The following is a 17219-nucleotide window of genomic DNA, read 5'->3' on the forward strand; positions in this document are numbered from 1 at the left end:
CTGTTTTATATAAAAAGTGCGTATTTTTATGGAGATTTGTTGTAATAGCATACAAAATAAATTTCCTGTTTTTTTACATGCTTTAATGTGGATTGTAATACAAAACTAGGAGGGAAAAAAATGAATAGAAAAACTTTGTTATTTTCAGTAGGACTTTTAGGATGCTTGATAGGTGGAGGCACAAACGTATTTGCGGCTGATGCTGCAGACACTATGCCAGATATTTCTACGAAACAAATTTCCGTAGGTTATTATCACAACTGGGCAAGTGAATATGGAGCAGGGTATAAAGGCGGAAGACCGGCGGATATTGATTTAGCAAAAGTAAATCCATTTTACAACGTGATTTCCGTGGCTTTTATGAAGGGAGAGGGTATCCCAACTTTTAAACCTTATAATATGTCTGATCAAGAATTTAGAGCTAAAGTAGCAAGTTTGAATGCTGAAGGACGTGCTGTTCTTATTTCACTTGGTGGTGCTGATTCCCATATAGAATTACATAAAGGGGACGAACAATCTTTTGCAAACGAAATTATTCGTTTAGTAGAAGTCTATGGTTTCGATGGATTAGATATTGATTTAGAACAAACTGCTGTTGCTGCAGGAGACAACACAACAGTTATTCCAGAAGCATTGAAAATTGTTCGTGATCATTACCAGAAAGAACAAAAACATTTTATTATTTCAATGGCTCCAGAATTCCCTTATTTAAGAACCCAAGGGAAGTATGTTCCTTATATCACAGCATTGGAAGAACAATATGACTTCATCGCTCCTCAATTATATAATCAAGCAGGGGATGGAATCAGTGTAGGATCAGAATGGATCGCTCAAAACAACGATAGTAAGAAATTTGAATTCCTTTATGGTATCTCAAAAGCATTTAATGAAGGAAATAACGGATTTATCAAAATTCCAGCAAATCGTTTAGCTTTAGGGATTCCTGCGAATGAAGATGCTGCAGCAAACGGGTTCGTTCAGGATCCGTCAAAAGTCTATCAAGTGTTTGAACAAATGAAGAAAGATCAAACACCACTGAAAGGCTTGATGACATGGAGTATCGATTGGGATGAAGGAAGAAATTCAGCAGGTGTGATGTACAATAGTGGATTTGCAAAATCATATCAAGATCTATTTGGTACACCAACGCCTGATACACAGAAACCATCTCAACCAACTAATTTAAGAGGTACAGCAACATCCTCATCTGTTTCTTTGTCTTGGCAAGCATCTACGGATAATGTAAGTGTTGCTTCTTACAACATCTACGAGAATGATCAATTAGTGGGAACAAGCCATACGACTAACTTCACTCATTCAGGATTACTTGCTGATACGGTCTACACTTATAAAGTTGAAGCAGTTGATACTTCAGGCAATAAATCTACTCTTTCAGACGCCTTTACGATCAAAACAAATGAACTGACTCAATTACCTGCACCTTCAGTTCCAGACAACCTAGCAGTGAAAGGTGTGACAAAGTCGACCGTTTCATTAGAGTGGAAAGCTAATGATCAAGCTGAAGAAATCACACATTACGAAGTTTACCGCGATGGTGTCAAAGTGGCTGAATCAGTTGCACCTATTTTTGAAGATAAAAACTTAACGGTAGCGACTACTTATAGCTACCAAATCAAAGCAGTCAATGCAATTGGTACATCAGAACTTACACAAAAGGTAATGGCAACGACTTCAAATGAGCAAACAGAAGGCGAAGAATGGACAATTGGAAAAGCTTATGTAACCGGTGATATCGTTACGTACAATGGAAAAACGTATCGTTGTCTACAAGCTCATACAGCTATTGCTACTTGGGCACCAGATTTAGTAACGAGCTTATGGCAATTAATTGGTTAAAAAATATTGAAAAAAACTGTAAATAACATTCTAAATCTAGGGATTTGTTTACAGTCTGACAGCAAGCGCAAGCTTGCTGCAGACTGTAGACAAAGAAAAAAATTTCTTTGTTCTACAGTTTTTTTGTTACAATTAAAGAAAACGTTTGCTTTTCGAGGAGGAATGTATAATGATGTCCAAACAATCAATGGATAGTCGAATGGAAGAAGCCAAAATTTCGCTAGATGCACTTGTTCCTAAAAATCATTTGGTCCGTAAAATTGACAAATCATTGTCATTTGATTTTATTTATCCAATTGTTGAATCAACTTACTCGACCATTGGTCGTCCTAGTGTTGATCCTGTCGTCTTAGTAAAATTAGTATTCATTCAATATTTATTTGGGATTCGTTCGATGCGTCAGACCATTAAAGAAGTTGAAACAAACCTAGCTTATCGTTGGTTTCTTGGGCTTAGTTTAATTGATAAAGTTCCTCATTTTTCGACTTTTGGTAAAAACTATGCACGGCGTTTCAGAGAAACCGATTTGTTTGAACAGATATTTATCGTTATTCTTGAACAAGCAGTTGATGCTAGATTTATTCATGAAGAAATTTTGTATATGGATTCAACTCATATTAAAGCGAATGCGAACAAACGTATTTTTACAAGAGAAATGGCACATAAAGAAGCCATTTTATACCAAAAACAATTGGAAGAAGAAATTAATGAGGCAAGAATTGCCGAAGGCAAACGCCCTTTTGGTTCAATCATTCGTCAGGAGGTGGTAGAAAGGAAAATTAGTGTCGCAGATCCAGAAAGTGGTTATTATGTAAAAACAGAACGAGAAAAACAGTTTGCTTATTCTGCTCATACCGTTTGTGATGAAAATGGTTTTGTATTAGATGTCATGATTACGCCTGGAAATCTACATGACAGCCGAATGCTCGTGCCACAAATTGAACGTGTTAAATCGCGTGGTTTCTCCTTTTATGGTGTAGCTGCTGATGCTGCGTACAAAACACCTTGGAATACCAAGTATTTAATCGACCAAAAACTACGGCCCATTTTTCCTTATACTCGACCCAAAGGAAACAAAGAACGTTTTAAAAAGAAAGATTTTGATTATGATTCCCATTATAATTGGTACTTATGCCCCAATGATCAAACACTTCAGTTTCGCACAACTACTCGAGATGGCTATAAAAAATATGTATCTAAATCTTTTATTTGTGAAACTTGTCCATTATTGAAAAATTGTACAGAAAGCCAGAAACACCAAAAAGAAATACATAGACACATTTGGGAAGATTACTTAGATGAAGCAGAACATTTACGCCATACGGCGTATAATCGCGAAAAATATAAAAAAAGAAAAGAAACGATTGAACGCGTTTTTGCAGACGCAAAGGAAAAGCATGGAATGCGCTACACCAAGTATCGAGGCTTGGAAAAAAATCAGGTGCATACGATGCTTGTTTTTGCCGCAATGAACCTGAAAAAATTGGCCACTTGGCAGTGGAAGCATATGTCTTCATATCTTTTATTATACAAAAATAGACAAAAGTATCAGTCTACACTCTTAGTAAAGAGGAAACTGATGCTTTTGTCTACAGTCTGCAGAAAGAAAGGTATCCTTTCTTTCTGTTCACCAATTGCCCCTATGCCTTCTTGTCACTTATATTTCTATATAGAAAAGTCTCTTTTTATTGAAGTACTATCTCAGTATCATTCCTATATCTAAATCATCATAGAATTTATTTTTTATCTTTTTTAGAAAACTTATGTTTAACGTCTTCAAATCCTTCTTTGAGTTCATCACCGACATTACGGGCTTTTTCTTTAATATCCGCACCTACAGATTGTGCTTTGCCTTCACGTTCTTTGCTTTTATCACCTGTAGTTTTACCATAGGCTTCTTTTCCTTCGCCTGCTACTTTGTCTTTCAAATCTTTAGAGCGTCCTTCTAAATCTGCCATTCTAATTCCTCCTCTAAAATTTGTTTTCTGTCACTAAATTCAGAGTAACACCAATGGCAGAAACAAACAAACAGTATGCTTGAACACGGTGTGTTTTAGCAATAGTTCATTTTCCTTTTAAAGAAAGAAAACAGCTTATTTTCCAGCCTCAGCCAAGTTTTGTTCAAATGTTCCCCAGACTTTTACTTCTTTGTTTTGGACCATGATCGTGCCATTAGCAATCACTGTATCAATTGCTAAGGTTTCCTTATCTAAAAGACACAAATCAGCATCCTTACCTACTTCAATTATTCCTTTTTGTGTTAATTTCAGCACTCTTGCTGGATTACAAGTCACCGCACGCAAAGCAATCTCTAAAGGAATACCTTCCTTTTGTACAGCTTCTTTAATCCCAACAAGTAATGATTTTGCACTACCGACACCAAGACCAATGAAATGATTGTTTTCATCAAAATATGGAAGGCTGCCTTGTCCATCAGAGGTCATAGTGAAATTATCAAGAGAAACACCCGCTTCCAGTAATTGTTTTAAAGCTTTACTAAAACGCACTTCCCCATCTGTTTTTTCCCAGAAATCAGGATCTTCACTCGCCGTAAAGTCGATTGTTCCACCTTTTTTAGCAAATTCAATACAAGCATCAAGTAATTCAGCCGTACGGTTCGCATGGGTAGGATAAAATTGACTAATCGGTATTTCTGTTTCATCCACAACGCGATGAAGTAATTCTAACTTTCTTTTCCCTCCACCTAAATGAACATTGACAATCCCAGCTTTACCGGAAAGCATCCCTCCTACTCGAGCATCAGCGACTGCTCGAGCAAACTCGTCAAAAGATGGTTGAGAAGAACGATGATCAGAAACTGCGATTTCGCCAATTCCAATAATTTTATCAATCGTCAAAAAGTCTTTGATCAACGAATCAGTGACTGTCTTAACAGGTAATCTGTAGGATCCCACATAAACATAAGTGGAAAGCCCTTCTGCTTCCAGCCCTCTTGCTTTACTGATCAATGCTGTCATGTCACGACCTTCGCCATCTGTTCCGATACAGCCGACTACTGTGGTTACACCAGCAGTTGTCAGTTGACTGAGTGTTACTTCCGGTGTGCGATTTTGATAGCCACCTTCACCACCGCCTCCTAAAATATGGAAATGTGCATCGATAAACCCTGGCGTTAGAATTTTCCCTTCTCCCGATAGTTCTTCAACTCTGACATTCTCATAACCACCTGATAAGTGGTCTTCTAAAGCAATGATTTTTGTGCCTGCAATCAGTACATCTTTTTTCCCTAGATATTCAGGGGCATACACTTCAATTTGTCGAATCAGTTTCATTTTTTCCTCCTTCGAAAAAAAGGATAGGCGATTGCTCACACCATCCTTTTTTTCTTAATTTTTATTTCTCATTCATTTTTTAGCTTTTATTTCTTTATTCCAATCCAATTGCAATCGCGATCATGATAAAGATAGTTCCTAATACAAAGAAGAAGCCTTGCATCTTGATTTGGAATCTAGCCCATTTCGCCCATTCAATACGTGCCACACCTAGCACACCAATCAAGCTCGCTGAAACAGGAGTGAAGGCATCCATAAATCCTGAGCCTAATTGATAGGCTAATACAGCTACTTGACGGGAGACTCCCACTAGATCTGCTAATGGTGCCATGATCGGCATTGTTAGGGCCGCTTGTCCTGAATTTGATGTAACGACTAAATTGAATAAACTTTGGAATACATACATTGCCCAAGCACCGATTACTGCTGGAACGCCAGTCAATGCGGTTCCAATACCATGTAAGATTGTATTTAAAGCGGAAGGAACAGAAGCATCCGACCCACCTAAAACAAGTAAGATTCCCTTGGCCATCCCTACAACAATCGCAGTTCCTGCTAAATCAGCAGCTCCTGATTGGAAAGAAGAAGCAACATCGTTGACCTTCATATCATCTAATTTAAAAATCACAGCAATGATCCCAGCTGCTAACCCCATTACAAAGAATTGAGAAGCGATTTCTGGAATATAGTAACCTTTTTGTGTCACTCCCCAAACGATCCAGATCAATACGAACAGCATCTCAACTAAGATCAGCTTATGACCTAGTTTGAATTCTTTCTGTTCATCAGAAGTTTTTTTCAGATGTGTTCGGAAGTAATTATCTGATTTATAGGTTAATGAACTTTCTGGGTTTTTACGAATTCTTTCACCATAAACCATCAAATAACCAGCAGATAAAGCTGTAACAACCACCCACATGATTAAACGGAAAGTTGCACCAGATAAGACAGGAATCCCAGCAATCCCTTGAGCCACAGCAACACTAAATGGACTCATCCAAGAAGTCGCATTTCCGACCTGTGAAGCGACATATGTGACGGTGACTGCCACAATGGAATCATAGCCTAATGCAATGACGAACGGTACCATGACCATCGAAAATGGGATGACCTCTTCTGCCATACCAAATGTAGCTCCACCAAATGAAAAGGCAAAGAATAATAATGGCAAAGCTAAACGTTCAAGCCCTCTGGTTTTGCTGATAAAAGCATAAATTCCTGCATCAATAGCCCCTGTACGCATAATGATACCAAAAGCACCACCAACGACTAAGATAAGAGCAGCAATTCCGACAGCAGATCCATATTTATCACCAGAAACAAGACCTTCAAATACGAAATTTAAAAATCCGAAGCCTCCAGTGTCATCTGTTCCCCATAATTTAGCTGTTTTGTGTAGTTTCTTTGATGTATCATAAATACTTTCACCATATTGATTGTAAAGCACATCATCTGTTAAAGAGATTTCATCGAGTTTTTCTTGTGTCAGGTTCTTTTCACCATCATCAATAACCTCTTTTAATCCTTGTTCAGGTACATCAAGTTTCTCTCGTTCACTTGGATTATTTTGCAATTCTTCCAGTTGATCGAAAACATAGGATTTATCTAATGCATAAGCATAGCGAAAAGAATCTTGACGCAACACTGTTCTGGTACTTGTTTCTCCATTTGCATCTTGATACTTGATATCTTCCGTGCTAAATTTACCAGCTGGAACAATAAATGTCAGCAACCAAGCAAAAACAACTACACCAAAAATAATCACATAGGTATGTGGAGTAGTCATTTTTGTAAAGTCACGCTTTATTTTTCCCGAAGAATTTTTTTTCTTCAAAAGTAGTCTTCCTTTCTGTGTACATTTTTTACAATAATGAATAAGCAAATAGATTATACAGTAAAAATAAATTCCTCACATGAATAAACAATTAAAAAATTTTTTTATTCTAGCTAATGTAAACAGGATTTTTTATAGAGAAAACTATTTTATCAAGGAATTCTAATCTATAATTTGATTAGAATTCTTTTTATTCTTTTATAATCAAAGATAAGTCGATAGTTTAATTTTCATTTATCGATGCAAGCGAAGTGTCGTTTTTAATCCTCCTTCAAATATTTATACATTTAAACTAAGACAAATTTAAACAAAAAATCACCACACCATATCCTACTACTTTCTTTTTTACTCAAAAAACAAGTTTCACTATAGATTGACTATTTATATGTTTTAAGTTCCAAGGACACTTATATATAACATAGGTTATATATATATTTTTTTAATTTTTGATTTTCATTAAGTAACATCATTGCAAAATTGATAACAAATGTACTATAATTGAGGTGTAAAGAGTTTTGGGGAAGACTCTTTCATCAACGTGTATGAAGAGACAAGAAAGAATTTTTATAAAAAATTCTTTCTTGTCTCTTTTTCAAGACTTATCTTACGTACTAGCTGATGAGATGATATACCGAGAAATAGAGAATTTGTTGCAGCAGGAGCATCGTAGCGATGGAAGAAGTACCACAGATTGCCAAATCCAATCCTGGTATCGTAAGAACAGCATCATTTAAGTTGGCGCAATTATCTAATACTAAATCTGCCAGCTCAAATAACCTCAATCCACTGCTATGTTGTGCTTTGATACTTCGTGACAAATCAAATCCCGTAATAACGATTAATAAATTTCCTTGTTTTTTGATCCACTGGGCTAATTCGATGATTGCTGGAGCTCTTCCTTCATTGGATAGTAGCAAAAAAATATCGGTTGGTTTGAAAGTAATTTGATCAATAATCGCTTGTCCAGTTCCTTCAATCATTTCATAAATCCCAGCGGCTGGGTGATGTATCCAATGGGTAGGTACCAATTCTGGACATTGCTGCCAAAACTCATAAGCTACACCTTGAAGTGTTCGGCTTGCAAAAATCTGTAAATGTCCACCTTCTTTAATTTGTTTTGCGATCCAACGTCCTGCTTGATTCATCAGTGGTTCTTCGATTCTTAGCTTCCTCTCAAGCTGTTGACAGAAATCAAAATAATGTAAGTTCATATTATTCTCCTCTTTATCTGTACTTTCGTAATAGAGACAGCTACCAAAAGAATACAAAAAAGATGAGGCTAGGAATAACTTCCCAGTCTCATCTTTCACCTAAACCATTTATCTATATACAAAGGTATTCTTCAAACATGCAATTTCATAAACGTAGCAGCGTTGATAAAAGTCTGATTGATGACTACTTTCTTGTAACAGAAATAAGCGATAGCTTTTTACCATGACCAAGCAATCCACAAAAAACACGCTCAATTGTTTCTGTCTTGTTCACGGTTAAAAAGTATCTTTTCTTGGCATAGTCACTTAAATGACAAGCATCCCTTAAAAATTCCATCTAGAAGTAGAAAATTCCCTTAAAATTAGGTACAATGAATAAGGTTGATGCCTCGCATTGACTATGGCAAAATGATCGGTCAGGGTGTAAACGTGTGACTGGTCATTCCTTGGTAGCTAGTTGCCGCTAACTACCAAGGAGCCTTTTTTTATTTAGCAGTTTCTATCTTCACTCATTGTAAGTAATCTTCTTAATAAGTTCAAGGGCGAACTTGAAAAACACTAGTTGTAAATTTTTTAAAGATGATTAAATGCCTTATTTTCGTGGTTCTGATCAACACTTTATTGAAAATAATTTCTTCAAAAAATCCGAAAAATCCGATGGTAGTTTGTCCTACTTTCGAGATTTTTTCGGATTTTTTTGAATACTGATCACCTAATCCTATGAACAGGTGGTTTCCTCCACCACGAAGCAATTTTCTAGCCTATCCAATAAGTGACGAACGTCGTTTATTTTTCTGATCGTATTTGTTTTCTTGATCGATACGATGCCGCATGTCTTCCTTTTTTAGTCACGTGGAGTTTATTTAGTCCATAAGGGAGATAAACTACTAAATATAAAAGGATAAAAATAGAAGCAAACAACAAAGCCTCCAATCCCCCCCATAAAAGGACGATGAGTAAACAACCAATAGAAATCGCTGCTAGATACCAAATGAAAATCAATAATGTTTCTTTTTTCTTGGCCATACTCACCATGATATACAAACAAATGAATAAAATCGGCAATAAAAACAACCAGTTGCTTCCCTCCATCAACCATTTCAATCCATCAAGGAAAGTTTGCGCAATAAAGATTAATATTTCCATCTTGTGTAACACACCTCTACTATTATTCTCTTACTCTAGAAAATCTGCAGATGATTTGGTTCCTTTATATATTTTTTCTAGAAATAATTTTATTCGAAGGACTTACTTAAATCAATGAGGTATTGTTTAAGCGGTTCACTAATTTCTGGATGTTTTAAGCCGTATTCAATACTTGTCTTCATATAACCAAATTTATCTCCTACATCATAACGTGTTCCTGTAAATGTTCTGGCATACACTCGTTGACTTTTATTTAATTCATCAATCGCATCAGTTAGTTGGATCTCATTTCCAGCACCTGGCTTTTGTGTTTCTAAAATATCAAATATTTCTGGTGTAAGTAAATAACGACCAATGATGGCTAAATTACTTGGTGCTTTATCAGGCTCCGGTTTTTCAACAAACTGTTGGACTTGATATAATCCAGACTGTTCTTCTGTTCCCGGATGAATAATCCCGTATTTTGAAGTATCTTCGTGAGGAACTTCCATGACAGCAACTGTCGCTGATCCTGTTTGTTCATAAGCTTTTATCAATTGTTCCGTCAATGGGGTTTCTGCCACCATCAAGTCGTCCCCCAACATAACGATAAAAGGTTCATTTCCTACAAAGGTTTTTGCCTGTAGGACTGCATCACCTAGTCCATTGGGATGAGATTGACGAATAAAGTGAAGCTTGACTTTCGTTGTTTCTTCCACCAGTTTAAGTAAATCGTTTTTCCCTTTTTCTCGTAAGTTCATTTCCAACTCAACGTTTGAATCAAAATGGTCCTCGATCGGACGTTTCTCTTTCCCAGTTACTATCAGAATATCCTCAATACCAGATTGTAATGCTTCTTCGACGATAAATTGAATCGTCGGTTTATCGACAATCGGTAACATCTCTTTTGCCATTGCTTTCGTGGCAGGTAAAAAACGGGTACCCAAACCAGCGGCAGGAATCACTGCTTTTTTTACTTTTATCTTCTTCCTCGACTTATCCATTCCATCCATCCTATTCGTTTACTGAAATTCGTTTTCTATTTTTCCATCACGCAACATAATTTCTTTTGCGGCTTTATTAATATCTTCTCCATGATATAACACATTATAAATCGTTTGCGTGATCGGCATTTCAACCCCTAGTTGTTCTGCCAATTCGACCGCTGCTTTTGTTGTAGAAACACCTTCAACGACCATCCCCATATTCGCTAAGATTTCGTCTAATCTTTTTCCTTGACCGAGTAGATTTCCTGCTCGCCAATTTCGTGAGTGAACGCTCGTACAGGTAACGATCAAATCACCTACGCCGCTTAACCCTATGAATGTCAATGGATTAGCTCCCATGGCAACCCCTAAGCGGCTGATTTCTGCCAATCCCCTCGTCATGATAGCTGCTTTTGCATTATCTCCAAAGCCTAATCCATGGATTGCTCCTGCGCCGATGGCAATAATGTTTTTCAATGCTGCTCCAGTTTCTACCCCAATCACATCATTATTTGTATAAATTCGAAAATAATCGTTCATGAACAAAGACTGGACATATCTGGCAGCTTTTTGATCTAAGCTAGCAGCCGTAATCGTTGTAATGTCATGAACAGCGACTTCTTCTGCATGACTTGGTCCAGACAGAACAACAATTGCTTGTCGCTTTTCTTCTGGGATCTCTTCAGCGATCACTTCAGAAATACGTTTATGCGTGTCTTGTTCAAGACCTTTACTCGCATGGATAATGATTGGTTTTGTCGTTAACTTACGAATCAATTCTTGTGCAACCACTCGGATTGCTTTTGTTGGGACCACAAATAATACCGCATCTACATCTTGAATTGCATCTGCTAGCTCTGTATAGCCAACAATCGATTCAGGAAGATGCAAATCTGGCAAATATTGCTGATTGGTATGATACTCATTGATTTCAGCTATTTGTTCAGGAATATTTCCCCAAATACGAACATCATGTCCATTTTCCGCTAATACTTGTGCTAAAGCAGTCCCCCAAGAGCCAGGACCTAGAACTGCAATTTTTTGTTTCATGAAAGTTCCTCCAAATTCCACTTGATATTCCCTATTATAGTATAGCTTTCTAAAATACTGGACTTATTTTCATTCTTTTAATGGTTTATTTAGGACTCTCCTACAAAAAAATGAAATAACCAGACATTTTCTCACGTTACTTTCATTCTAGGTGAACAATTAAAATGTTGCAATACTATACACTTTGAACATTTTCGGTTCCAGACAAATATACTATCCATGTAAAACAGCAATGCTTGAAGGAGGTTAGTACTATGTGGCAAGTCACACCACCAGTTCTTTAATAGTAGAATAAGTCCGTTTTAACTGAAGAAAACAATCCCGAAAGTGAAGGAATCTCAAAATAAGTCTATTTTGAATATTCCTTCTTATTTATTTCCATTGCTTAAACAACGACTATTTTGAAGGAGTAGAAGGGCTCTTCATCAAAAAGTTTGGAGTAAAGACGGGTAAATAAAAAACAAAAAAGGAGTATGCCAAAGAAAATGAGAATTAGGGGAGTAAATCATGGACTATAGGAATTATTCTAGAGGATCCATAAAAAAAAATGTTAAGAGTGTTATTTTTAGTACAAGTATTTTAGTAGGCGCATTGCTGGGAGGTAGCAATGTATTAGCAGATATCGATTATGCTTTTGTTGCTACATCTGATCCACAATATCCATGGACAGCAAAAACAGATGCTCAAGTTAGTCAATCAGATAGTGAGAAGAATGCTGAATCTCAATGGTTGATTTTAAACCAGTATAATAGTATTAACGATTATTCTAGAAGCATCGGAAATAAGGTAATACATACACATATCAATGGAGATGTGACAGCCTACGGACATGATTGGCAGTGGAATAAAATGGAACAATTATTCCAAACTCTAAAAATGCCTTATTCTTATGGTTTAGGGAATCATGATATTGAAAATAATTATGGTGATACTTTATTTGATAACGCCTGGCAGTTGTCATTTAAAAAGATGTATAATTTTAATCCATATTATCAGATTTCAAAAGATACATGGATTGAAAGTTATCCTTTCCAATATAAGTTTGTTGGTAGCCTAGATTATTCACAAAGAATCGGTGATTTTAGAATGATTACAGCGAACAACTATCCAACGATGAGCAATTCATCCACTAAGGGTGAGTACGTTTATTGGCTAACATCGGGAATGAATTATATTGAGAAACAGTTAGAAGAAGCAAAGAATGCAAATCAACCGGCTATACTTTACATACATAAACCTAATGACTGGAAATGGGGAAATGATTCAGAAGGAAAATTCAAATCAATTATAGAAAAATACTATAATAATGGAACGCTACGTGCAATTTTCACAGGACATTATCATTATAATTTAGGCAAGGTTTCCTATCCGGAGTATTTTGGCAATGTACCGATTTATTCTTCTGGTAGTGCCTCACAGAAATCTTATCTAACCGCAGAAGTAGATCACTCTAAAAACGAAATGAAAATATATAAGGTGGTTGGAAATGTTTGGGAAAACAAACAACTGATCGATACAATTGCAATCAATGCCAGAGGAATTACTACTGTGAATGACGCAACAGATTACTCACAGCAAAAAGATTTAGTTAATAGGGTTGGGAGTTCCTATCACCTCATTAATTCTCTTAATAACAGCAGAGTATTAGATGATTCAGCGGAGAGTGATGATTTAATCTATTTTCATGAAACCGGAGCCACTAATCAACAATGGAAATTTGTATTTTCTGATACTAAAAATTGCTTTACAATCAAAAATAGAGCAAACAATTTTTTGATGTATGAATCAGATAATAAATGGAATGGATTTTCTCAATTGAGAACAGGAAGTCTAAGTACTTCAGATAGTCGAGCCCAATGGCGAGTAGTAAGTGCAGGAAGTGCATATGGAACTATTCCTTTATATAAGTTTAGAAATGTTCGCAGTGGCAAAATTCTTACTTTAAATGCTTATAGCGGAAAGCTGAATGATGCTGGAATCGGTGGTACTTTAATTACTTCACCTGATTTTGGAACAACAGATCTACAAAAATTTATGCTTGACTAGTAGTACACAGGGAACCTTTATCAATGGGTATTAGTAAAGAGAGATCTTAAAATAATTAGTGAGCAGGAAGAAACCTTTTCTTTTTGCTCCTTTTTATTTTAATCTTCTGATACGATTATTCAACTATTTTAGGGAACATTTATGTACCACAAGCAAGGATAACGATGTATGGAAGCAACCTTTTAAAGATTTTAATGATCGTATCATAGCTTTTAAAAAGAAACGTTTTCCCTATGTTCTAAAATCCTTTAAATGTTTCGAACTCACGTTTTTTACCTATGTAACGTAAATCTTGATAGAGTCTATAGTCAAAGTGTGTAGACTAGGCAAATCTCAAAGGAAAGAATTAAAACTAGATATTTAAGGTATCTTCATAAATCGAGTATGGATATCTTGAACTCTCTTTATGACTTGGTTCGCCAATTTAATTTTATAGATCTTCTAGGTGCCTTTTCTATTTTTTATCAATAAAAAAGAAAAGGATGGAATTCATCTACATCAAAAAGTATAGCGAAAAAAACAGCAAGCTTGCGCTTGCTGCAGACTGTAGACAAAAGCATCAGTTTCCTCTTTACTAAGAGTGTAGACTGATACTTTTGTCTATTTTTGTATAATAAAAGATATGAAGACATATGCTTCCACTGCCAAGTGGCCAATTTTTTCAGGTTCATTGCGGCAAAAACAAGCATCGTATGCACCTGATTTTTTTCCAAGCCTCGATACTTGGTGTAGCGCATTCCATGCTTTTCCTTTGCGTCTGCAAAAACGCGTTCAATCGTTTCTTTTCTTTTTTTATATTTTTCGCGATTATACGCCGTATGGCGTAAATGTTCTGCTTCATCTAAGTAATCTTCCCAAATGTGTCTATGTATTTCTTTTTGGTGTTTCTGGCTTTCTGTACAATTTTTCAATAATGGACAAGTTTCACAAATAAAAGATTTAGATACATATTTTTTATAGCCATCTCGAGTAGTTGTGCGAAACTGAAGTGTTTGATCATTGGGGCATAAGTACCAATTATAATGGGAATCATAATCAAAATCTTTCTTTTTAAAACGTTCTTTGTTTCCTTTGGGTCGAGTATAAGGAAAAATGGGCCGTAGTTTTTGGTCGATTAAATACTTGGTATTCCAAGGTGTTTTGTACGCAGCATCAGCAGCTACACCATAAAAGGAGAAACCACGCGATTTAACACGTTCAATTTGTGGCACGAGCATTCGGCTGTCATGTAGATTTCCAGGCGTAATCATGACATCTAATACAAAACCATTTTCATCACAAACGGTATGAGCAGAATAAGCAAACTGTTTTTCTCGTTCTGTTTTTACATAATAACCACTTTCTGGATCTGCGACACTAATTTTCCTTTCTACCACCTCCTGACGAATGATTGAACCAAAAGGGCGTTTGCCTTCGGCAATTCTTGCCTCATTAATTTCTTCTTCCAATTGTTTTTGGTATAAAATGGCTTCTTTATGTGCCATTTCTCTTGTAAAAATACGTTTGTTCGCATTCGCTTTAATATGAGTTGAATCCATATACAAAATTTCTTCATGAATAAATCTAGCATCAACTGCTTGTTCAAGAATAACGATAAATATCTGTTCAAACAAATCGGTTTCTCTGAAACGCCGTGCATAGTTTTTACCAAAAGTCGAAAAATGAGGAACTTTATCAATTAAACTAAGCCCAAGAAACCAACGATAAGCTAGGTTTGTTTCAACTTCTTTAATGGTCTGACGCATCGAACGAATCCCAAATAAATATTGAATGAATACTAATTTTACTAAGACGACAGGATCAACACTAGGACGACCAATGGTCGAGTAAGTTGATTCAACAATTGGATAAATAAAATCAAATGACAATGATTTGTCAATTTTACGGACCAAATGATTTTTAGGAACAAGTGCATCTAGCGAAATTTTGGCTTCTTCCATTCGACTATCCATTGATTGTTTGGACATCATTATACATTCCTCCTCGAAAAGCAAACGTTTTCTTTAATTGTAACAAAAAAACTGTAGAACAAAGAAATTTTTTTCTTTGTCTACAGTCTGAAAGAAAGGATACCTTTCTTTCTGTTCTTTTTTTATTTTAGTAAGAAAATCGATAATAAATTGGCTATTTGACTTATCTTTGATGGACGGTGTCAGACATCTTGTGGCTCTTTATCAAATTAATTTCAAAGAATTTCATGGTGTTTTTTTCTTTTTTTGATCCATAAAACAGATAGCACTGAAGTACACTTATGTTAGAAAAGATAGAACCGTTTTTTTTAAATAAGCTATCAATTTTTTAATTTTTTCTAAAGAAATGCAAATGATAGTCACAAAGGCAATAAAATTCCAACAGGTAATATATACAAAGTATTTCAACAAAAAAGAAAATAGAAATAACATGATGAATGAGAAAATACATAGAAAAAATCCCTTTAATTTTTAATCCTTAATCAAGTCATAACGCCATTAGAACAAAATGGTAAAAAAAGGCATAACATCTGAACCAAATGCGTGTTTTTTTATTTGGGAACTGGAAATTTGAAATAAAAAGATGTCAGGAGAGCCTACCAGAATCAGAAATTATAGAATTATTTTATCAAAATTAGAAATATATTCTTTGTTTTTCTAAAGAAATGAAACTAAAGGTTACAAGAATAATAAAAACCACAGCATTTAATATATACAAAGAATATCAACAAAAAATATAAGATAAATAATACAACAGATGAGAAGATAGATAGAAAAAAATCCACTTAATTTTTAATCCTTAATCAAGTCATAACGCTATTGGAATAACACGATGAAAAAAGCATAACATCTGAACTGAATAAGTGTTTTTTTATTTGAATATGGGAAATTATAGTACAACTTACTATAGTCAAATTAAACTATACTTTGAGATGAAATTTGTATTTCCGATAAGTGGGGCAACTAATTATAAGGACAGAATAGAACCAAGAGTTGTATAAAAAAGACAGGCAACAAATGTTACTTTCTATCAAAAGAAATTTAGAGTTATTGTTCCCAATTTAGAATAATAGCTACAGACTTCTTTATTGCTAGATTTTACCAACAATATGAATATGGTAGCAAACAAACTTTTTTTGGAGTTAGAGGGCAACTACCCAAAGTTATTATGGGTGATTTAGTTTGGATGATTGAAGAAATGAAAAAAAGGGGATTTATTCCCCATCGATTACTTATTCTTAAAGGAAGATTAAAGGTTGATTCAATCATTCATTTCAATTAAATTCTCAATATGTATTTGATGCTCGAAGCTCAAGGAACTAGCGAGTACCGGTTCTGTATATCATTGTTATTAAGGGAATACAAATGCAAATTTAATCTTAAGTTAAGGAGTGGAGAAAATGCCAAACAGAGTTTCACAGGTTTATTTTGTAAATAATTATAGACAAAGATCAGGTCAGCACTACAACCAAATGAATAATTATCATAACCAAAGACCGATCAATCAAGCCGATATCAACCGTATAGCCCAAGGGGTGGGACAACGGCCTACAGTCAAAGGAATAGGTAAATATCCCTTGATAGCAACGCTTTTTTATTCGAGTTTGTTACTATTCATTGCCTTACAGCAAAATCGACAACTTAGAGACTTAAAAAACTCTGTTGCAGAAATAGAAGGGGGGCATTATCCAAGAATCGGTCCAGACTTGTCAAATAATAGAACTGACTTGATCCCATTCAATAATGAAACCAATATAGACTTATACAATAGTAGAACCGATTTGATCCCATTCAGTAATGGAGCCAGTGTAGACTTGTACAATAGTAGAACCGATTTGATCCCATTC

The 17219-nt window shown here is 35.4% G+C and carries 12 protein-coding genes; 4 read left to right on the forward strand and 8 right to left on the reverse strand.

Features of this window, described 5'->3' with window-relative positions:
* Positions 1-120: 120 nt before the first annotated feature.
* The gene (locus A5844_RS07785) at positions 121-1857 is read left to right on the forward strand and encodes a fibronectin type III domain-containing protein (protein ID WP_086284633.1); all 1737 of its coding nucleotides are present in this window, start codon (positions 121-123) and stop codon (positions 1855-1857) included.
* A gap of 169 nt (positions 1858-2026) precedes the next feature.
* The gene (locus A5844_RS07795; RefSeq protein WP_256924535.1) at positions 2027-3580 is read left to right on the forward strand and encodes an IS1182 family transposase; all 1554 of its coding nucleotides are present in this window, start codon (positions 2027-2029) and stop codon (positions 3578-3580) included.
* A 13-nt stretch (positions 3581-3593) separates the two neighbouring features.
* Here A5844_RS07795 and A5844_RS07800 read toward each other — a convergent pair whose 3' ends face one another.
* From A5844_RS07800 to A5844_RS07835, 7 genes are all read right to left on the reverse strand, one after another.
* Complete coding sequence (locus A5844_RS07800; RefSeq protein ID WP_086284635.1) at positions 3594-3815, reverse strand: CsbD family protein; 222 nt, start codon at positions 3813-3815, stop codon at positions 3594-3596.
* Between the two features lie 135 nt (positions 3816-3950).
* The gene (gene iadA, locus A5844_RS07805) at positions 3951-5150 is read right to left on the reverse strand and encodes a beta-aspartyl-peptidase (RefSeq protein ID WP_086284636.1); all 1200 of its coding nucleotides are present in this window, start codon (positions 5148-5150) and stop codon (positions 3951-3953) included.
* 94 nt (positions 5151-5244) lie between these two features.
* The gene (yfcC, locus tag A5844_RS07810) at positions 5245-6984 is read right to left on the reverse strand and encodes a putative basic amino acid antiporter YfcC (protein ID WP_086284637.1); all 1740 of its coding nucleotides are present in this window, start codon (positions 6982-6984) and stop codon (positions 5245-5247) included.
* A 611-nt stretch (positions 6985-7595) separates the two neighbouring features.
* A complete protein-coding gene (locus A5844_RS07815) occupies positions 7596-8195 on the reverse strand; it encodes an SIS domain-containing protein (protein WP_086284638.1) in 600 nt (199 codons plus the stop codon).
* Positions 8196-8981: 786 nt separating this feature from the next.
* The gene (locus A5844_RS07825) at positions 8982-9341 is read right to left on the reverse strand and encodes a hypothetical protein (RefSeq protein ID WP_086284640.1); all 360 of its coding nucleotides are present in this window, start codon (positions 9339-9341) and stop codon (positions 8982-8984) included.
* A gap of 89 nt (positions 9342-9430) precedes the next feature.
* A complete protein-coding gene (gene galU, locus A5844_RS07830; RefSeq protein WP_086284687.1) occupies positions 9431-10303 on the reverse strand; it encodes a UTP--glucose-1-phosphate uridylyltransferase GalU in 873 nt (290 codons plus the stop codon).
* 39 nt (positions 10304-10342) lie between these two features.
* Positions 10343-11356, reverse strand: coding sequence for an NAD(P)H-dependent glycerol-3-phosphate dehydrogenase (locus A5844_RS07835; protein ID WP_086284641.1), 1014 nt, complete (start codon positions 11354-11356; stop codon positions 10343-10345).
* Between the two features lie 507 nt (positions 11357-11863).
* Here A5844_RS07835 and A5844_RS07840 point away from each other — a divergent pair.
* The gene (locus tag A5844_RS07840; RefSeq protein ID WP_086284642.1) at positions 11864-13402 is read left to right on the forward strand and encodes an RICIN domain-containing protein; all 1539 of its coding nucleotides are present in this window, start codon (positions 11864-11866) and stop codon (positions 13400-13402) included.
* Between the two features lie 464 nt (positions 13403-13866).
* Here A5844_RS07840 and A5844_RS07845 read toward each other — a convergent pair whose 3' ends face one another.
* Complete coding sequence (locus tag A5844_RS07845; RefSeq protein WP_086284643.1) at positions 13867-15372, reverse strand: IS1182 family transposase; 1506 nt, start codon at positions 15370-15372, stop codon at positions 13867-13869.
* A 1400-nt stretch (positions 15373-16772) separates the two neighbouring features.
* Here A5844_RS07845 and A5844_RS14250 point away from each other — a divergent pair.
* A partial coding sequence (locus tag A5844_RS14250; protein WP_179190561.1) for a hypothetical protein occupies positions 16773-17219 on the forward strand: 447 nt, incomplete at its 3' end.

The organism is Candidatus Enterococcus wittei, assembly GCF_002140175.1.
GTDB classification, from domain to species: domain Bacteria; phylum Bacillota; class Bacilli; order Lactobacillales; family Enterococcaceae; genus Enterococcus_B; species Enterococcus_B wittei.